This window comes from Sphingobacterium composti, assembly GCF_009829075.1.
Lineage (GTDB): Bacteria > Bacteroidota > Bacteroidia > Sphingobacteriales > Sphingobacteriaceae > Sphingobacterium > Sphingobacterium composti.
Genome location: NZ_WUQZ01000004.1, coordinates 228,749 through 248,496, shown reverse-complemented (window position 1 = coordinate 248,496; position 19,748 = coordinate 228,749). Strand labels below are relative to the sequence as shown.

The 19,748-nt window shown below is 35.2% G+C and carries 14 protein-coding genes and 1 tRNA gene; 9 read left to right on the top strand and 6 right to left on the bottom strand.

Translation table 11 applies throughout. From position 1 onward, the window contains the following. Positions 1-451: 451 nt before the first annotated feature. Positions 452-525, bottom strand: a tRNA-His gene (locus tag GOQ17_RS04900). A gap of 336 nt (positions 526-861) precedes the next feature. Between GOQ17_RS04900 and GOQ17_RS04895 the strand changes: the two genes are divergently transcribed. The 8 genes from GOQ17_RS04895 to GOQ17_RS04860 all read left to right on the top strand — a co-directional run bounded on the left by GOQ17_RS04895 (position 862) and on the right by GOQ17_RS04860 (position 13,498). Further along, on the top strand, positions 862-1,944 hold the full coding sequence (locus GOQ17_RS04895) for a serine hydrolase domain-containing protein (protein WP_159635622.1): 1,083 nt from the start codon (positions 862-864) through the stop codon (positions 1,942-1,944). Between the two features lie 67 nt (positions 1,945-2,011). Beyond that, positions 2,012-5,188, top strand: a complete 3,177-nt coding sequence (locus GOQ17_RS04890) for a SusC/RagA family TonB-linked outer membrane protein (protein ID WP_159635619.1) — start codon at positions 2,012-2,014, stop codon at positions 5,186-5,188. Between the two features lie 17 nt (positions 5,189-5,205). Then, positions 5,206-6,975, top strand: a complete 1,770-nt coding sequence (locus GOQ17_RS04885) for a RagB/SusD family nutrient uptake outer membrane protein (RefSeq protein WP_159635616.1) — start codon at positions 5,206-5,208, stop codon at positions 6,973-6,975. A 150-nt stretch (positions 6,976-7,125) separates the two neighbouring features. Then, positions 7,126-8,415 (top strand): Gfo/Idh/MocA family protein, encoded by a 1,290-nt coding sequence (locus GOQ17_RS04880; RefSeq protein ID WP_159635613.1) that lies wholly within the window; start codon positions 7,126-7,128, stop codon positions 8,413-8,415. A gap of 52 nt (positions 8,416-8,467) precedes the next feature. Beyond that, positions 8,468-9,802 (top strand): aspartate aminotransferase family protein, encoded by a 1,335-nt coding sequence (locus tag GOQ17_RS04875; RefSeq protein WP_159635610.1) that lies wholly within the window; start codon positions 8,468-8,470, stop codon positions 9,800-9,802. Positions 9,803-9,826: 24 nt separating this feature from the next. Further along, positions 9,827-11,005, top strand: coding sequence for a galactonate dehydratase (gene dgoD / locus GOQ17_RS04870; RefSeq protein WP_159635607.1), 1,179 nt, complete (start codon positions 9,827-9,829; stop codon positions 11,003-11,005). Positions 11,006-11,023: 18 nt separating this feature from the next. After that, positions 11,024-12,595: an SLC5 family protein gene (locus GOQ17_RS04865; RefSeq protein ID WP_159635604.1), complete on the top strand. Its 1,572-nt coding sequence runs from the start codon at positions 11,024-11,026 to the stop codon at positions 12,593-12,595. Positions 12,596-12,610: 15 nt separating this feature from the next. Continuing rightward, positions 12,611-13,498, top strand: a complete 888-nt coding sequence (locus GOQ17_RS04860; protein WP_159635601.1) for an SMP-30/gluconolactonase/LRE family protein — start codon at positions 12,611-12,613, stop codon at positions 13,496-13,498. Positions 13,499-13,537: 39 nt separating this feature from the next. Here GOQ17_RS04860 and GOQ17_RS04855 read toward each other — a convergent pair whose 3' ends face one another. The 4 genes from GOQ17_RS04855 to GOQ17_RS04840 are packed head-to-tail and all read right to left on the bottom strand — an operon-like array spanning position 13,538 to position 17,758. Beyond that, on the bottom strand, positions 13,538-14,707 hold the full coding sequence (locus GOQ17_RS04855; RefSeq protein WP_159635598.1) for a Gfo/Idh/MocA family protein: 1,170 nt from the start codon (positions 14,705-14,707) through the stop codon (positions 13,538-13,540). Between the two features lie 2 nt (positions 14,708-14,709). Then, on the bottom strand, positions 14,710-16,092 hold the full coding sequence (locus tag GOQ17_RS04850) for a neutral/alkaline non-lysosomal ceramidase N-terminal domain-containing protein (protein WP_159635595.1): 1,383 nt from the start codon (positions 16,090-16,092) through the stop codon (positions 14,710-14,712). 4 nt (positions 16,093-16,096) lie between these two features. Continuing rightward, on the bottom strand, positions 16,097-16,852 hold the full coding sequence (locus GOQ17_RS04845; protein ID WP_159635592.1) for an SDR family NAD(P)-dependent oxidoreductase: 756 nt from the start codon (positions 16,850-16,852) through the stop codon (positions 16,097-16,099). Positions 16,853-16,870: 18 nt separating this feature from the next. Next, positions 16,871-17,758 carry an AraC family transcriptional regulator gene (locus GOQ17_RS04840; protein WP_159635589.1) on the bottom strand — a complete coding sequence of 296 codons (888 nt, stop codon included), beginning with the start codon at positions 17,756-17,758 and terminating at the stop codon, positions 16,871-16,873. Between the two features lie 435 nt (positions 17,759-18,193). Between GOQ17_RS04840 and GOQ17_RS04835 the strand changes: the two genes are divergently transcribed. Then, the gene (locus tag GOQ17_RS04835) at positions 18,194-18,652 is read left to right on the top strand and encodes a response regulator (RefSeq protein ID WP_159635586.1); all 459 of its coding nucleotides are present in this window, start codon (positions 18,194-18,196) and stop codon (positions 18,650-18,652) included. An 8-nt stretch (positions 18,653-18,660) separates the two neighbouring features. Here GOQ17_RS04835 and GOQ17_RS04830 read toward each other — a convergent pair whose 3' ends face one another. Beyond that, complete coding sequence (locus GOQ17_RS04830) at positions 18,661-19,743, bottom strand: sensor histidine kinase (protein ID WP_159635583.1); 1,083 nt, start codon at positions 19,741-19,743, stop codon at positions 18,661-18,663. Positions 19,744-19,748 lie beyond the last annotated feature (5 nt).

The window sequence follows — 19,748 nt, the reverse complement described above, 5'->3', positions numbered from 1 at the left end:
CATTAGGTAATTCTCGTGTATTGCTCACTAACTTAAGGTTCATTCCTTCCTTGCTTTGCCGTAAGCAAGTACTACGAAATCGGCTGACTTCTCACAGCTAGCTTTACTCCTTGCTTCTGAAAAAAAACTTCCACAAGTCTGTGAGATCTCCCCGGGTAAAAACGATAACTTTCCTCTCATGTGTCTGCTACATTTACCTTGATGCTTCTGTACAGTATAGGACTTTAGTTTGTGTTGCAACCTCATCCAGCATCGTAGGCCTTATATCTAGTTTCTGTCCGTCAGACCGAGAATTTGCCTATGGCTTCCTTCAGATTCCACCTCACGGTGGACACCCTTGCCTTCGGCTAACACTTCCAACTGTAATGGCGTGTTCGGGACTTGCACCCTAGAGTTATCGCCCATGCCGGGCGCACAACAAAAAAGCTTCAAGTTTCCTTGAAGCTTTTTGGGTAAGTAATGGGGCTCGAACCCACGACCCCTAGAACCACAATCTAGTGCTCTAACCAACTGAGCTATACCTACCGTATTTGTGATGCAAAGATAGTAATTGTACTAAAAATTCAAAATAATAGAAACATTTAAAAATCAAATCTCTCTTTATCAACCAGAAAAAGTATAAGCAAAAAATAAAAATTTCAGCATGTATAATGACTTAAAAAAATTCTAGAGAGAATCTTCAACTATTTTCTATATAACCTCTACGTCAAGCAGCACTCTCTATTACAAGGATAAAATTGTTTATGCTTCCAATAATTGAGTTTAAAACCCGAACATAAAACAACTTTAATTTTATAAAAAGTGACCAGTTGAAAATTTTCAAAATATCAATCTGATATTTTAACACCTAAGAAGAAAGATATGACTATAAATAGATTTTACATAAAACTTAAGCTACAAGATCTTTATCGCAAATGTATTATTGTAACTTTTGCACTCTTTTTTTCAAATTGTTCGTTCGCACAACTGTCAAAAAGCACAAAAACAATATTAACCGATGAGAATCTTTACGATCCTGATAAATCCAAATCAAATAGTATAGACATAAAGATAGATTCATTGATGAAGGTAAGCCATGCGAACGGGGTATTGATTAGAAACCAGGTCATAACTAAGCAATGGGAATATGACAAAAACATAGATCAAAAAACAGAAGTACAATCAATTACCAAAACTATAATGAGTCTTTTATTAGGAATTGCTATAGACAAGGGATTAATTTCTAATATAAATGATAAGGTCATTAAGTATTATCCTCAATTAGACGCTGGAAAATACAGTAATGAAATTACATTCAAACACTTAGTTACGGTTTCCTCAGGTATAAAAGCAAAAAAAAATAAAGAAAATTATGGCAATCATATTGATATGCCACCAGGTATAGATGCGAGATACCACAATGATCATTTCGACCTCTTAGCGAAGGCTCTTACATATATATATGATAAATCATTATTAGAAGTATTAAAAGATAGCGTATTGATTCCACTTGATATTGAGGCAGAATGGTCTATTGACGGCGAAATATTATCTTCAAATGGAAATACAATTCCAGTATATGCAGGATATGCTTTTTCTAAATGGACAGCGAAAGATCTCGCAAAAATTGGCTATTTATATCTACAAAATGGCAAATGGGAGGACAAACAAATTATTTCTCAAGAATACGTACAAGAATCACTTACTCCCATTTCCATTCCCCTAATGGTCTCTAGACCGAACCAAGAGGTACATATTGATTCAAATAATACATATGGCTACGGATGGCGCGCAAAAAAAAGACCTAATGGTACATATATATGGTATATGAGTGGAAACGGTGGTCAATTCTGTGTTATAATACCTGAAAAAAACATGGTATTTGTAAAAATAAATGGCTATAGTGAAAAATACAAGCCTTATAGAGGAGTTGATCAATTTTTAGATTTTTTACTGGCTCCATAATATTCAAATTACTCTTCTATTTCAACCACATTACTCCTGAAAAATTAAACTTTAAACATTATAAATTATGATGACAAATTTAAAAATGAAAAAGAGTTTGACATTTAAAAAAAATGCCAAACCTTGGATTTTAATACTTTTTTACTGCTGCTTCACGCAAGCACTCTTTGCGCAGGAGAAAGTTCGAGGTGTAGTCAAAGATAGTGATGGAGCGCCGGTTGTGGGAGCGAGTATTCGTATTTTAAATAGCTCATCGACAGGTGTAACGGACGAAAAAGGTAATTTTGAAATTACCGCTCCAAACCTAAATGCAACGCTGATTTTTTCACACGTGAATTACAATTCACTCAGCCAATCGCTGAATCAACGAAATTCTATTACTATAACTCTAGAAAAAAACAACAACGCATTGGATGAGGTCATTGTAACTGGGTATACCTCACAACAGAAGAAGGATATCACAGGTTCAGTATCTGTAGTGGATATGCAAGAGGTTGAAAAACAAACTACCATATCGATCGACCGAGCATTACAAGGACTTGCATCAGGAGTAAATGTATCTTCATCAGGTGTACCAGGGTCTGCGAGTAAAATTAATATTCGTGGTTTGTCTTCATTTGGAGATACGCAGCCGTTAGTAATAGTTGATGGCATTGAACAAAACTTGACTCACCTCAATCCTAATGATATTGAAAGTATGCAGGTATTAAAAGATGCTGGAGCAGCCGCAATATATGGTGTACGTGGTGCTAATGGAATTATAATTATTACCACAAAGAAAGGGAAAAGAGGAGATCCTAGTATTCAATACGAGGGAAATACAAATACTACCTACCCTCTTTCGGGAAACGTATATAATACGTTGAATTCAATGGATTTTATGGAAATTTATAATAAGGTGTACCCTGGGAATGTCTTATTTGCAAATGGAATGCCAGACTACACCTATAGGGGACCAAATGGTGCTGGTGTAGGAATGGAAGGCGATCCTCAAGTAGATCCTAGCTTATATTTTTATGAAAAGAAAAATACTGGACGAAATTACATTATTCAAAAAGTTAATAAAGAAGGTGAGGACTGGTTTCATAACCTATTTAAAAAATCTTTTTCAAACCAACATGCATTATCTGTAAATGGTGGAACTGAAAAATCAAAATACTTTTTTGGACTCGGATACAGTAATCAAAATGGCACATTATACAAATCCCACTACGAGCGATACAATGCAAGAGTTAACACAGAATTCAAATTGGGTAAAATCTTGACTGTAGGTGAAAATCTAAGCCTTATATATCGAAATGTATCTGGTGGCTCTAACTCCTTGAATACAGCCTACATGATGTTACCCATTGTGCCTCTAAGAGATATCGCTGGAAATTATGCAGGATCATTTGGAGGTCCAAATCTTGGTTCATTCTCCAATTCAATCGCTAATCAAGAAAGAAATACAAAAGATCTATTTTATGATTGGGGACTTGCGGGTAATACATATTTAGAAGCAAATATTTTAAATGGATTGAAGTTTAAAACGAGTTTAGGTATTAACTACAATACAGCTTATGACAGAGATTTTACCGGAACACAGACTGAAAATGTCGAAGCAAGTGCGGCGGAAAATGCATTAAGTATAAGTTCAAATTATAATAATACTTTGACTTTTACTAATACACTGACATACAACAAAACGATACAACTACATAATATTCAAATGTTGATCGGTACGGAAGCTATCAAGTATACGTATAGAGGGGTAACAGGATCTTCGAGTGCCTTTTTTTCAGAAGATGATTACTATTTAAATGTTAATAATGGAACATTAAATATCAATTCAAACAGTTCTGTAAATTCAAATAGTTTGTTTTCAATTTTTAGCAGATTAGACTACAGCTATAATAATAAATACTTAATCAGTGGTACGGTAAGAAGAGATGGATCTTCAAAATTTGGTTCTCAAAGAAGATATGGTGTATTTCCATCATTTTCTCTAGGTTGGAGAATATCAGAAGAACCATTCTTGGTAAATCAAACTTGGCTAAACGACCTTAAGCTAAGAGGTAGTTGGGGGGTGTTAGGATCACAAAACAACGTAAATGCGGCTAATGCATATTCATTATTTTCATCATCCATATCGGGAACTAATTATGACATTAACGGCACAGGATCTAGTACAGTTCAAGGCTTTGGACAGTCAAGAATTGGTAATATCGCTACAGGCTGGGAAGAAAATGTCTTAACTAATGTTGGTGTAGATATGCAATTCTTGGATAAGTTCACCTTATCGGCAGAATACTATAAGAAAAAAATTAATGGGTTACTATTTACAGAACCTCTTCCCGCTACAATACTAGGTGGGGCTACTTCTCCTACTATTAATATTGGAGATATTCAAAATGATGGTATAGATGCAAATCTAAATTATAGACAAGATCTGAATAGTAATCTCCGCTTTAACGTAGGATTAAACTTTACAACTTATAAAAACAAAATCATTGATCTTCCTGGACCTGGGTATTTTTTGAGTGGTAATCATGAGGCATTAGGCACATTGACAAAAAATGAAGAAGGGTATGCTATGAGTTCATTTTATGGATACAAAATAGTAGGAATATTCAATTCCCAAGAAGAGGTTGACAATTCACCAACACAAACTGCGGCACAACCTGGACGATTCAAATATCAGGACACAAATGGTGATGGAACAATAACTGCTGATGATAGAATTATATTAGGAAATCCAAATCCTGACTATACATTTGGGATTAACTTAGGTGTAGATTATAAAAACTTCGATTTTTCCACCTTATTATACGGTTCCCAAGGTAATGAAATATTAAATACTACACTCACCTATTTAGATTTCATGTCATTCTACCAAGGAGTGAAAAGCAATAAATTAAAAAATGCATGGACACCAGAAAATACCAATACAAATATTCCAAAACTAGAAGCTACACGGTCGTTTAGTACTGTAGGAGCCAACAATTCATATTTCATTGAGGATGGATCATATTTGAGACTAAGACATGTAACGGCAGGTTATACCCTATCACCTCAATTAATCAAAAAAATTGGAATTTCAAGAATAAGAGTTTATGGCCAAGCCGCCAATGTCTTTACTATTACTAAATATAGTGGTTTAGACCCTGAAATTTCTTCTGGTGATCCTGACGAATTTGGTGTAGATAGAGCACCGTATCCCAATAATGAGATGGGATTAATTTTCGGTTTAAATGTTTCATTTTAATTTCAAAAATTATAGTTATGAAAAGAATATATAAATATATCATAGCACTATGCCTAGGAATATCTGTTTCTTCCTGCTCTAAATCCTATTTAGAAATACAGCCGTACGGAACGTTAAGTGAACCCATCCTTTCTAATAAAAAAGGTGTTGATGGATTATTAATAGGCGCGTATAGTTTGTTAAAAGGAGCAGGTACGTTGACAGGAACTTATGATAATGGATGGACATCGCTATTAGCGCCCGATGATGCTCGAATGGGTTCTGAGTCAGGAGTCAGCATTGAGGATGCCTTTTTATTTGATGCCACTACTGCCAGCTTAAATAATCGTTGGAAATTTATTTATGCGGCTGTACAACGTTGTAATGATGTAATCCGAATAACACCCACTATTACGGATGCTAGTGAGCAACAAAAAACACAAATAATTGCTGAAGCTAAATTTTTACGCGGCATTTATTACCTGCAACTGGTCACATTATGGAAGAATGTACCGTGGATCGATGAAACAGTAAATTATGCTGCGAAAAATTATTTAGTTACTAACGAAATTGATATTTATCCAAAAATTGAAGAAGATTTTAAATTCGCTTCAGACAATTTATCAGCTACGTCTTCGGAAGTAGGTCGAGCAAATTCATGGGCCGCAAAGTCATTTCTTGTGAAGACATATATGTTTCAAAAGAAATTTAATGAAGCAAAACCTATTCTAGATAATATTATAGCAAATGGAACTACAAGCAAAGGTGAAAAATACAAATTACTAGATCACTATGCAGATAATTTTAAAGCATCCACAAGAAATAATGCAGAATCTATCTTTGCAGTGCAAATGTCAGTTTTCGATGGAGCCTCTGGCAGAAATGGAAATCCAATGGACTATTATAACGGCACATACGGTGGACCTGCTGCAACTTGTTGTGGCTGGTATCAACCTACATTTGACTTAGTCGATGCTTATCAAACGGATCCAAGTACAGGGTTACCACTCATAGACAGTTATCATCTAAGCCCAATACCTACAGATCAAGGATTACGATCAACTGATCCTTTCACTCCATACAATGGTACTCTAGATTCAAGATTGGATTGGACAGTAGGGCGCCGTGGCATACCTTATTTGGACTGGGGAGTACATCCTGGCATGGCATGGGTACGTAGTCAGCGTACAGGAGGAGCTTACAGCGCTAAAAAAACAATTACGCGACAAGCATCAGTAGGTAGTGAGCGTGAAAACGGCAACTGGAATAATATCCCTTACAATATGATACGTTTTGCAGATATCCTATTATGGGCTGCAGAGTGCGAAGTAGAAGTTGGAAGTCTTCAAAAAGCCGAGGAATATGTCAATAGAGTAAGAAGTAGGGCTGCCAATCCCGATGGATTTGTAAAGAAATATAAAGATAACAGCAAACCTTTAGACGGATTCAGTGACGAGCCAGCTGCAAATTATAAAGTAGGTTTGTATAGTGGTCAATTCTCTGCGATGGGAAAAACATTTGCCCGAAAAGCAGTTAGATTTGAAAGACGTTTAGAATTAGCTACTGAACATCATCGTTACTTAGACATGAAGAGATATGATGGATTAGATTTTGATATTGCTGCGACACATAATTTCCTTATGGCAAGAGAACAAGCCAGACCAGGATTCAATCCAACAAGTAATTATTCTACTGGAAAATTTATTAAGGGTACTCATGAATATTTCCCTATACCACAAGAACAAATTGATTTAAGTGTCGATGATACTGGTGTATCATCATTAAAACAAAATAATGGATATAACTAAATAGAATTAACCTAATATTTCAAAAATATCTATTATACATAATATAGCGTATTGATTTTGATTAAAATAGTTTAAGTATTTAATAATATCAATTTTAAACTGCTTATATAATTTCAATACTTTTATAATAAGTAAATAAACCTAATAACAATGGATAATAAAGAATTAAAAAACTCTATGAATGATCTACCGACGAATAATTCTAGACGTTCATTTCTGAATACATTAGGCCTTGGCATAGCATCAATTAGCCTACTACCATATGGATGTGCTAGTAAAAAAGCTACTACTAATAATCCAACCGCTCCTACAGTTGATGGAAAAGTGATTGCAGGATTTGATGAAGTCGGAAAGATATCAGAAGATATCTATGCTGGATATCAACCATTACCAAATAAAAAGGTGAAAGTAGGTTTAGTCGGGTATGGATTAAGTACCTTCTCGGCTGCATTTGGATTCCAAGACCATCCGAATGTAGAAATTTTGGCTGTCAGCGATCTAGATCCAGAGCGTTGTGAGATGCTAGCTACTCGTGTGAAATGCAACAAAAAATATCCCTCACTCGAAGAGATGGTTAAAGACAAATCAATTGAGGCTATATTTATTTGTACGGATGCTCCTTCTCACGCTAAACATGCTATTTTAGCCTTGAATCATGGCAAACACGTTGCGGTAGCTGTACCAGCTATTTTCTCAACATTGGATGAATGTGAATTACTGTATCAGACAGTAAAGCGTACAGGTCTAAACTATATGATGTTTGAAACATCATTTTATAGAGAAGACATGTATGCAATGAAAAAAATATACGAGGCTGGTGCTTTTGGAGAAATTGTCTACTCTGAGGGGGAATATGTGCACTACAGTCAAAAACCATTACCGTCTTACGGAGGTTGGAGAAATGGAAATGTACCTATGTACTATTTGACTCATGCAACAGCCTATTATATCGGGGTAACTAATGGCCATTATACGGAAGTATCTTGTATTGGAAAAGAAAGTCATTTGGATCCTTACAAAGGAGCAAATAATCCGTACAAAAATCCTTATGCCTCTCAAATAGCAACATTCCGTACAGATACTGGTGGATATTCCAAAATGTCACACTTTAAAGATCTACCTGGACCGGGATCCGAATCGGGTTTCGTTCGTGGCGAGCAAGGAATGTGGGTAAAAGGTAAAGGATATCATGGTTTATTAAATGATCAAATACCTAATCTGAAACGCCCAGCTCTACCTATTGGCATGCCTCCAGGTGGTCATGGAGGATCCCACGGCCATCTAACCGAAGAATTTATCCGCTCTATTATCGAAGAGAGAAAACCAATATTAGATATTGCAATGTCACTTAACATGAGTATACCAGGTATCGTCGCTCATGAATCATGTATGAAGAATGGTGTAACTATGAAGATTCCTCATTATAAAATGTGGAGCTAAAATATTAAATAAGTAAACTACCTATTAAACTTAATTTTTTGCATTGAATACAATGAATAATTGGCCTAAATCCCAAGAAATATTATTAAATAACGAAAAGAGCATTCCAGGTGGAGTGGTATCATTAAACAGGAAATCTGATCCAAACATTTGCTTTGCAAAAGGGTTAGGATCCAAAGTCTGGGATGTTGAAGGTAATCAATACATAGATTACCAAGCAGGATTTGCGGCTGCCTTTTTAGGTCATAATGATAAAGATATAAATGATGCAGCTATAAAAGCATTAGAAGAAAACACAGTCTTGATGGGCTCTGGCCCTACCAATTTGGAGGGTGAATTCGCAGAACTTTTCTTAAAATGTGTCCCAACTGCAGAAAAAATACAAATAACAACAACAGGATCTGAAGCGACATATCATGCAATTCGTATTGCGCGCGCTGCTACTAAGAAAGATCATATTATCATTATGCAAGGAGGCTATAATGGCTGGCACAATGATGTAGCAGCTAATGTAATAAGTTCAATTGACGCAATTGGATCACGTGTAGTAGCGGGTGAATATCCTTTTGATAGTTTATCAGCAGGAATACCTCAACAACATAAAGACCTAGTTCACATAATTAATTACAATGATTTAGAGTCGGTTAAATATGTAATTGACAATTATCCTGTTGCATGCATATTACTTGAACCTCTACTACAAAATGTTGGAATAGTGAAACCATTACCTGGATATCTCGAAGGTCTTAGAGCGTTAGCTGACGAAAACAATTTTCTGTTAATCTTCGATGAAGTTAAAACAGGATTCAGACATGCACTGGGAGGCTATCAAAGTATTAGCGGGGTGACTCCTGATTTAAGTACTTTTGGTAAAGCTTTAGCAAATGGATACCCAATGGGGGTTATTGCCGGCAAACGTAAATACATGGATTTCTTCATACATCCTAATAAAGAAGAAAGAGTACTAATAGCTGGTACATTTAATGCACATCCCATGATAACCGCAGCGGCAATAGCTACTCTTCAAAAACTTTCTTCAAATGATTACAAAGTATATGAACATGTGGAAAATCTTGGCGAAAAGTTAGAACGTGGACTAAATAATGTTTTTTCAGCATATGATAAAAAAGTATATGTAGCAAGGCAAGGTTCCGCATATTGTGTATATTTCATGGATCATCAACCGGTTGATTTTCATGATATAATGATGAATAACGATATGGATTTCGATAAACGATATCGTTATGAATTAATTAAAGAAGGTATATTCAATTTCCCTACCCCAATTAAACAAGGAAGTATTTCCTATGCGCATACCGAAGAAGACATAGAGCAAACACTTGAGAAAACTGCTCTTGTTATGTCTCGCTTAATTAACAATATATAAACCAAACAATAAGTAAAATCTAAAATGAAAATAACAGCCATTGAAACATATGTTTGTAATGCGAGAATGCGGAATTGGATTTTCATAAAGGTAGTAACCGATCAACCTGGCTTGTGGGGATGGGGTGAAGCTACATTAGAATGGCATACTCGATCTGTAGTCGGTGCCATAGAAGATATCAGTCAATTACTCGTTGGTCAAGACCCAAGAAGAATAGAACATTTATGGCAAATGATGTATCGTCAACATTTTTGGCATGGCGATAATATTGTTAGAGGTACGGCAATAAGTGGTATTGACATAGCGCTATGGGATATAGCCGGCAAAATTCATAATGTACCCACCTATGAATTATTAGGAGGAAAAGTTCGTGATTATGTACGTTTATATTGTCATTTGGGTGGAGGAAAGATGGAGGATTTTTATGAAACAAGAGCCGATGATAGTAAGCGATTTGCTGAATTAGCATTACAAGCTGTAGATGAAGGTTTTACTGCATTCAAATCTATGGCTGTACCTGAGACAATGTCTTTGGAGGGTCTTGAACCTATTAAATATGCCGAATCTTGCGTCCGCGCCATGCGTGAAGCTGTTGGAGATAAAATAGATATAATGGTAGATTGTCACGCAAGACCTAGTCCTCGTATGGGACTACAATTTGCTAAAGCACTAGAGCCATATGGACTATATTTTTTTGAAGAACCTTGCTGGCCAGAATCTGTTGAAGATATTGCACTAATTCAACGCGCTGTATCCACTGCTATTGCTTCTGGTGAAAGATTAGTTGGTATACATGCATTCCGTGATTTACTCGAAAAAAGAGCCGTAAGTGTTATACAGCCTGATATCACACACTGTGGAGGGATCACCGAAGTACGTAAAATCGCCGCATTGGCTGATGCATACCGTGTTTCAATAGCACCACACAATCCACAAGGTCCAATTAGTACAGCAGCCTCTTTAGCAGTTGGTTTTTCTACTTCATCATACATTATTTGCGAAAGTGTACATAATGATGTGCCTTGGCGTAATGACATTGTGAGTGAAAACTTCAATATTACAAAACAAGGAATGACTGTTCAACCTAATACTTTACCAGGATTGGGTATTGAAATTAATATTGAAGAAGTAAAAAAACATCCTTTCCAACAAGAGGTACTTCAACGAGTATTTTATAGAGACGGAAGCGTAGGTGATTGGTAGGACTTTTATTGACAAACCATGGATTTAGATATTACATACTTAGATATAAGTATATTCATTACATACCTAGTCATCGTATTTGGACTGGGTATGTATGCCTCGCAACAAGGCAAGAAAACTAAGAGAGATTATTTTTTGGCTGGTGATAAATTATCCTGGGCAATGATTGGTGGAAGTATCATTGCGGCCAACATAAGTAGTCATCATTTGGTCGGGGCTATGGGGGTTGCCTACACACGTGGATTCGTCGCCGTAACAATGGAATGGGGCGCTATTTTAATTGGGTTAAATGTGTTATTATGGGTATTCCTTCCATTTTATATTCGAAACGGCTTTTTTACGATGCCCGAATATTTGCAGAAAAGATATGGAGGATCCGCTCGTACGACATATTCCATTTTGGTCGTATTAACCTATGTATTCGTTGAAATAGGAGCTGTTTTATACCTCGGTGCATTATCCTTACACGCATTGCTTGATATACCCATAATTACCAGCGTCATTGTATTAGCCGTTGCAACAGGTATATACACAATATTAGGTGGTTTGCGCGCAGTTGTATGGACGGAAATGTTACAATTAGTTGTATTACTCTCTGGGATGCTTGTATTATCTTATGTGACTATTGATACTGCAGGAGGTATTCCTGCAATTATTGAATCTTCCAAAGAATGGGATATATTATTACCTTCAACAGACCCTGATTTTCCGTGGACAATGTATCTTGGAGGATCCCTTTGTGTGAGTATATTCTATTTCGCAACAAATCAATTTGTTGTACAACGTGTATTAGCTGCAAAAAATGAGTGGCATGCACGTATGGGTGTTGTTTTCTCACAATACCTCAAATTTCTTGTGCCTTTTTTAATCATATTTCCAGCATTAGTAGCACCAAAACTATTTCCAAACCTAGAGAAACCAGATTTACTTTTTTCTACTTTGGTAGGCAATTTACTTCCATCAGGATTGGTAGGACTTGTAATGGCAGGACTTATTGCAGCAATCATGTCTCATCTTTCTGGAGCAATTAATTCTTGTACTACGATCCTCACAATGGATGTATACATTCCTTACATTAATAAAAAAGCAACAGACGAACAATCGGTTCGATTTGGTAAAAGTGTAGGCGTAGTTGTGATTGTGCTTGGAATGATTTGTACTGGTTTATTAATTAATTATTCAGATAAACCAATATTTCTTTTCTTAATGAAGGCTTATGGCTATTTTACACCCGGTATTGCTACTATGTTTTTGTTAGGTATACTTTGGAAAAGAACTACACAACAAGGCGCTTTAGCAGCTGGTTTATTAACTATTCCTATGGCATTATCACTCGAATTAGCTTTTCCTGAAATTGCTTATATGAATAGAGCTGGTATTGTGTTTTGGACTTGTATGCTGACATGTGCTATTGTTAGTCTTTTAACACCAGCAAAATCAGCGGCTGAATTAGAAGGCTTAATATGGAACAAAGAAAGTCTGCGCTTGAAACCAGAAGAAAGGGAGCAAAATAAAGGGTTACGAAATCCTTTTATTTGGTGGGCAATAGTAGTCGTTCTAGTTTTGTATTTCTATATCGCTTACGCTTAATCTTGCACTATGGTAATGAAAGACAATTGGGAATTGGTATCCCATATTCAATCAGAACTAGGAGAAGGCCCCCTATGGGACTATAGAACAAAAAGATTGTATTGGGTGGATATTTTTGGTCAAAAAATATTTTGTTATAATCCTACAAATGGACAAACAGATGCTGTAGCTATAAGTCAAAAAATTGGTTGTATAGCACTTACATCTAATCCTTCAATTCTCATAACAGCACAAAAAAAAGGTATATATTTTACTGATTTAGCTTCAGGAGAGAATACGTTAATAGCCTCTCCTGAGGCTACTCTCCCAGACAATAGATTCAACGATGGTAAAATAGATCCTTTGGGTAACTTTTGGGCAGGCACAATGGATGAAGTTTATAATAAGAAAGAAGTAGCTAATTTATACAAATTATCCCCTAGTAAAAATATAATATTGACTTTACCAAAGCTTTCATGCTCAAATGGATTAGCTTGGGATTTAGAAAAAAATAAATTCTATTTAATCGATACCGGCGTTAGAAAATTATTTGTTTTCGATTATAATAATGGCAATATTAATAATAAACAAGAGCTATACGCCTTTGAAGATCGATACGGAATTCCAGATGGAATGACCATCGATACAGCAGGAAAATTATGGATAGCACTATGGAATGGCAACAAAGTAATCCGATTTGATCCAATTTCAAAAGAAATAATAGGAGAAATTCACCTTCCAGTAAGCAAAGTCACCTCTTGTACTTTTGGTGGTGATAATCTAAATGATCTGTATATTACAACAGCTAAAATTGGATTAAATGAAGAAAATTTAAAAAGCCAACCATTGGCAGGCTCCACATTTGTAATCAAGAATTTGCCATATTCAGGATTCAAAACAAATATATTTACATATACAACCTAAATTCAATTCACCAACACTCATTTTAGTGTTGGTGATAATTTAAAAATGTGGTATGGATAATGTTTTGCCATTATGCAAAGCTGATTCATGTGCAACAATGCCAGGCACACTTAAATTTAATGACAACCTCACGTCAATCCAAGGTTTCGTATGGTTCAAAATACAAGTGATAAAATCGTGTGTTAGTTGTCCATGCGATCCCCCATGTCCTCCGGCAGGAACTCCTTCCGGCAATTGAGGTCTTGATACATTAGGTAAATCTTTCATTTCACCATGGTATTTTTTACTTCTAGAGTAAGAGCCTTTCTCACCTCTAACTCTCCCCTCCTCTGCAAAAGGACCATTTGTGTCATTACTATACATCATTCTAGACAAACCTCCATCATTGGATTTGAATATAGCTACTTCAGTTCCAAATTTATTATTATACACATTGTCTCCATTTTTAAGTACATCCAAGGTACTTTCTATTCCGTAGCAAGAAACTTCTGTGAAGTACCCCTCAGTCACTGCTAAATGATAGGCAGTGGCGTGAGTAATATAGTACATCGGAGGAATTCCATCTCGCCAATTATTGTAACTCGGCAATCCATTAGGTTTATAATGCAAATATTCTCCCTCAGAATAAAGAATCTTCCCAAATCCCCCAGCTCTATAAATTTGTCGCATAGCATACAAATCTTCTCTATAACATGAAGTTTCAAACATCATATAAAGCTTACCACTACGCTCAACCGCTTGCTGTAATTGATGTGCCTCTTCCAAATCACTAAAAATTGCAGGAACTGCTACTGCGACGTGCTTACCATGATTCAAAGCAAGAATAGCATGACGACCATGGCTAGGTGCGTCAGTAGCTATAAATACGGCTTCAATATCTTTATCTTTTACCAATTCCTCAAGTGAGGCATATTTTTTTGAACACTTTACATGATTGGCTAATGCTTGACATCTTTCCGGAATAATATCACTTACAGCTACAATTTCTACGTTTGGATGATTTTGAAAACCAAAATCAGCTGAAAATTTTGAAAATCCATATCCAACTAAACCGACTTTTACCTTTCGGCTGGTAGACAGGGCATCATAAGAATCAATATTGTCAATTTGTAGATGCTTATCAGTAGCAAATAAATTTGAAGAACCTCCTAATAAAGCACCAAAAGACGCCAAGGAAAGTTTTTGTAAAAAATTTCTTCTTGATTCCATAATCAGTTAGATTTTAAATTATTAATAAAGGATAACGTATGCTGTATAAGGTTTTCTAAACATCCTGCAGCAAAAGGAGTTTGTTTTACCGTATAACAATCCTGCGTATAAAGTTCTTTTGGTGGTAAATAGCCCGCCGAGCCATTAACTATATTACCTACAATAATAGATTTCGCACTAAAAAAACTTCTCAGAACTAGCTGAAAATCAGAATAAGCCTCATTTTGTTGCCCAACAAATAATGCGTCTCCTATCTGCCATACACACACACCAATTGTCACACTATCACTGTTTCCAAATTGAATGCGTAAATTTTTGAGCCTAAACAATTTTTCCTTCTCCACACGTGAAGCTTCAGATTGCATCTGTTTTGAGATTTCTTCCAAACTCGGCATATCTTTCAATCTATAAACAATAGGTAAGATATGTGCAGTTAAAGTACTGTTGGAACTGGATCTTGCTAAATCCCAATTTGCCAAATCAGCACCTGATGCTACAATATTTTTAAGATACATTTCCTCTTCAATGGGTAACATCTGTTCTAAAATAGATAGAATAGAATAAGCTAGAATTTTCCCATTTGATTTGACAATATGAAGGTCATCTGTATATTGAATTTGTGGAGCTAAATCACCAGAAGCTCCTTGTACAAACAATATAGGACATTCAAATTCGCAATTTATAAAATCTCTCATCTCGCCCACATAATCAGCGGAGACAAGTTTATTGGTCCAAGCCAATGTAGTAGGATGACAGGCATAATTTACTATGATTCCTTTTATATATTTTGTCTTAACATCTACTATTCGCCCTACTAATAACGTATCATCGGAACTATTAGCGGGATTAAATCCTGTTATGAATTTGTTATCATCTTCAAGAAATAAATCTCGGTTTTTTGCTAAAGAGCATTTGCCATATTTCCATGTGATGACACTTAATGATCTATTTTTTAAACTTTCAGTAATGACGTTACTTATATGGGCCTCTAGTACTTGAATATAATATCTATTCAAGTTTCCTCCAACTTCTTCGTCCAACTCTTCGGATAATACAGGACCTGCATGCGTATGCGTAAGACAAAATGCTAAGTTTTCCTTAGGAAGTGAAAATTCTCTTCTAATATTACCTAAAATCCTTTCTTTCAATTCATAACTTCTCCACACACATGCGTCTAGGCTTATAAGAACTAATGGCGTACTATTAGCTTTCTGAGATATTGTGACACAGCTTATTTTTAAGGAATTGTGATTTCCAATTGATTGGTTATGTAATGCAGCCCCCCAATTTCGTGAATATATTCCTATTGGAGGCGTCACATCCAATTCTGCTACACCAACAAACCCTTTATAATTATTGTCTTTATAAATAAGATTATCTTGCATATGCTTATTTCAATGAGAGTCCTCCATCCATCAACAAAGAAGCACCTACCATATGGCGATTTTTTGGATCGCATAAGAATACTATATTATCTGCCACTTCTTCTGCTAATATTACTTCTTTAGTTGGAATTCGTTCAGCAGCCTTTTCTCTTCGACCAGGATTTTCATCCCATATACGACCAGAAAGTCCAGCGTCAACATAACCTGGCGCAATTTCGTTCACTAATATCCCGTATGGCGCTAACTCTAATGCAAGGCATTTATTAAGCATTTGAATCGCTGCTTTTGAGACAGAATAAGAGGGCATATGACTGTGGACATGCTGAGCAGCCCAACTACCAACGAACACGACTCTGCCCTTTTCTTGCTTTTGTTTGAGTAGTTCTGTCGCATACTTACTCATATAGAATGCCCCATTTACATTTACAGCTATGTCCAAATCCCACTGCGTAGCAGAAGTCTCGTCAAAAGATGAAAGTCTTGTAATTGCTGCATTAACAATAATTATTGTTGGTATTCCTAAGGTTTGCTCTACTTCCTCAATCCATCTCTTGACATCATCAGATTTCGAGACATCGAGACAGGTATATAAACATTTTACTCCAAAACTTTTGATTTCATTAATTTGAGAATTAATGTCTTCCTTTTTCTTAATATCCGCAAGTGCAATATGCGCTCCAAGGCTCGCAAATTTCTTAGCTGTTGCCAATCCTATTCCGCCTATTCCTCCGCTTATAATTACGATTTTGTTTTTGAACATATAAAGTCTATTTATTGATTAGTCTGCTAATTCCATTACTGCCAATGATTTCATTCTGTATTCTGAAGGAGTCAATTTGGTGAATTTTTTAAAATTTTTATTGAAAGAGGTAAGGTTGTTGAAGCCAGCATGATAAGCTATGGATGAAATATCATCATTTCCTTGAAGTAATAATTCACAGGCATATCCTATCCGAATTTCATTTACAAAATTTGAAAATGTCTTGTTAGTTCTGTTTTTAAAATATTTACAAAATGCTGGTGGTGTCATAAACGCGATTTCTGCAACTTCCTCTAGACTAATTTTGTTGGTAAAATTCTCCATGACATATTTGTAAATTTTATTTATTTTCTCAATATTATCATCGCGATTACTAATCTGATAGATTGAACTCGCCAAATATTCAAAGGTAGCATTGGTAGCTAAATCCTTTATTAGGTGTAGTAATATTAATAATCGGTCTAAGCTATTCTCCGTTACAGATATCTCATTTATCATGGAGACAATATTATTATATCTCTCACCAGCTATCCGTATCCCTCTTTTCAAATTACTAAATAGCAAACGAATAGGTGCAAAATCAACTGAATTGTAATGACGATCTTCAAACCAATCTGGCATAAAGTAAATCACGATTGCATGAATGGATTCATCATTATTAACGACATGATGCTTTGATTCTGTATACGTAGCATGAGGCATGTATGGGGGCATGATAGTGAGGTCGCCATCAACAAACCGATCCACGCTGTCACCCACAATTCTTCTTCCATTACCCTTTAGGATGAGTGCTATTTCGTAGGCATTATGATAATGTAATTGATCACTTAAAGACTTTTGAACAACCTCCTTTACATGGATAGAATTTCTCAATAGAGATTGTACATCATATAGTGACGGTTTCATAGGTTTATTTATAATTTTGTAGGTTATTATCCAATCTATTGATTTAAATTGAAAAATTAAAGCCTTAGATTTCATCAAATCCTAACGAATTGGAAGCTAAGCCTATAAAATTAAAAATAGTATATTTTGGCGGGATACTTTACAACTCAATTCACTAACATCAAAACTATTTTAACCTCTCTAGAAGCAAATATTTATTAAAACGATTAGTATCATTTTAAACGCTACCTCAAAAACTAAATTACAACCTCTGAAAATCTTAAAAAATTTTATCGAATACACATTAATTTCATAGAAACACCTGAAAACAAACGTTTTAATATATTAATATTCAATAAATGTTTTACATTTTTATATTTTTTCCGTACCTTGGCTTCCACATTAATAGTATTAAGCCATTCCTACATCACAAATTCTATCTATTAAAAAAACAATATGAGTAAAATATCAGTTCTTTATGTAGATGATGAAGAGAATAACTTGTTTTCATTTAAAGCTACCTTTCGCATAAAATATAATGTACACACTGCTATTAGCGGCGATGCTGCCCTAGAAATTGTTAAGAAAAAACCAATTGATATCATTATTACAGATCAAAGAATGCCGGAAATGACAGGTGTAGAATTTTTGGAAAAAGTAATAGATATCAATGCGGAGCCAATACGAATTTTATTGACAGGCTACTCAGATATGAGTGCTGTAATTGATGCCGTAAATAAAGGTAAAATATTTCATTATTTGACCAAACCTTGGGATGAGAAGGAATTGGATGACACGATACAAAGAGCTTATCAAATATACGCAGATAGAAAATCTGCTATGGAAAAATTCTCTCAACTAGAGCTATCAAACGAACAATTAGAATTTCTCTTAAGACAGAAGCTTTTGTCTTAAGAGAAAGCTTATTTACTTAGAATTTTTACTATAAAGGTGGTTCCTTCACCTAATGCAGATTCGATTTCTATAGTTCCTTTAATTTTAATTAATGCACTACGTACGTTATAAAGTCCAAATCCCATGCCCTGTGATTGCGTACTCGCTCTATAGAATAACTTAAAAATCTCTTCTTGAGCATCTAAGGGGATTCCAATACCATTATCTTTTACTTGAATTGTTGCCAAACCTTTAGCAACATGTATTGATACATGAATGAATTTATTAGGCTCACCTTCTCTTTGATACTTGAATGCATTGCTCAATAAATTGTGGATGATGAGTTCAATTAGTGAGATATCACATTTAAAATCTGCAGCTTGATCCACATCAACTTTAAAATCGATTTGTGTTCTTTCTACCGATACTTGATAAAAATCTCTTAAATTATTTGCAACTTCATGAAAGTCAATATCTTTTAGCAACAACTCGCCTCTTCTCAATAGATAGTAATCTCTAAGACTATCAATATATTGATCCAATTTCAAAATAGATCCTTGCATGAGTAGTAATAATTCATGAATGTCTTTCACTTTATCATACCCCAAAGCATAAGTAATCGCTGAAAGCACACCCGTCAATGGATCACGCAAATCATGACTTATACTATACGCGAATTTATCCAATTCATCATACGCTTTTTGCAATTCTTGGTTACGAATGTCTAAAAGTGAGGTAGCTATATAAAATTTATTAGCCTCTTCTATTGACGATATTATTTCTTCGTTCATCCAAGGCTTGCGAACAAACTTAAAGATATTTCCTTTATTAATCGCATCTATAACCACACTCATATCCGCGTAAGCGGTCAATAGTATACGAATTGGTCTAGGATATTCTTTTTTAATTCTGGATAAAAAATCAACTCCCAATTCATCTGGCATACGATGATCACAGAAAATTATTCTAATATTTGGATTTTCTGCCAAAATCTTTTCTGCCTCTTTGGTATTAGAAGCTATATGAATGATGTAATCTAATCTGAAATTTGCTTTAAATCCCAGTAGATTATTTACTTCATCATCGACATATAAAATTTCAATTTTTTCCATAGTAA

What these genes read in the sequence shown, in the direction of transcription:
- GOQ17_RS04895 (WP_159635622.1), top strand. Translation starts at nt 862, where the DNA reads ATGACTATAAATAGATTTTACATAAAACTTAAGCTACAAGATCTTTAT.
- GOQ17_RS04890 (WP_159635619.1), top strand. Translation starts at nt 2,012, where the DNA reads ATGATGACAAATTTAAAAATGAAAAAGAGTTTGACATTTAAAAAAAAT.
- GOQ17_RS04885 (WP_159635616.1), top strand. Translation starts at nt 5,206, where the DNA reads ATGAAAAGAATATATAAATATATCATAGCACTATGCCTAGGAATATCT.
- GOQ17_RS04880 (WP_159635613.1), top strand. Translation starts at nt 7,126, where the DNA reads ATGGATAATAAAGAATTAAAAAACTCTATGAATGATCTACCGACGAAT.
- GOQ17_RS04875 (WP_159635610.1), top strand. Translation starts at nt 8,468, where the DNA reads ATGAATAATTGGCCTAAATCCCAAGAAATATTATTAAATAACGAAAAG.
- dgoD (WP_159635607.1), top strand. Translation starts at nt 9,827, where the DNA reads ATGAAAATAACAGCCATTGAAACATATGTTTGTAATGCGAGAATGCGG.
- GOQ17_RS04865 (WP_159635604.1), top strand. Translation starts at nt 11,024, where the DNA reads ATGGATTTAGATATTACATACTTAGATATAAGTATATTCATTACATAC.
- GOQ17_RS04860 (WP_159635601.1), top strand. Translation starts at nt 12,611, where the DNA reads ATGAAAGACAATTGGGAATTGGTATCCCATATTCAATCAGAACTAGGA.
- GOQ17_RS04855 (WP_159635598.1), bottom strand. Translation starts at nt 14,707, where the DNA reads ATGGAATCAAGAAGAAATTTTTTACAAAAACTTTCCTTGGCGTCTTTT.
- GOQ17_RS04850 (WP_159635595.1), bottom strand. Translation starts at nt 16,092, where the DNA reads ATGCAAGATAATCTTATTTATAAAGACAATAATTATAAAGGGTTTGTT.
- GOQ17_RS04845 (WP_159635592.1), bottom strand. Translation starts at nt 16,852, where the DNA reads ATGTTCAAAAACAAAATCGTAATTATAAGCGGAGGAATAGGCGGAATA.
- GOQ17_RS04840 (WP_159635589.1), bottom strand. Translation starts at nt 17,758, where the DNA reads ATGAAACCGTCACTATATGATGTACAATCTCTATTGAGAAATTCTATC.
- GOQ17_RS04835 (WP_159635586.1), top strand. Translation starts at nt 18,194, where the DNA reads ATGAGTAAAATATCAGTTCTTTATGTAGATGATGAAGAGAATAACTTG.
- GOQ17_RS04830 (WP_159635583.1), bottom strand. Translation starts at nt 19,743, where the DNA reads ATGGAAAAAATTGAAATTTTATATGTCGATGATGAAGTAAATAATCTA.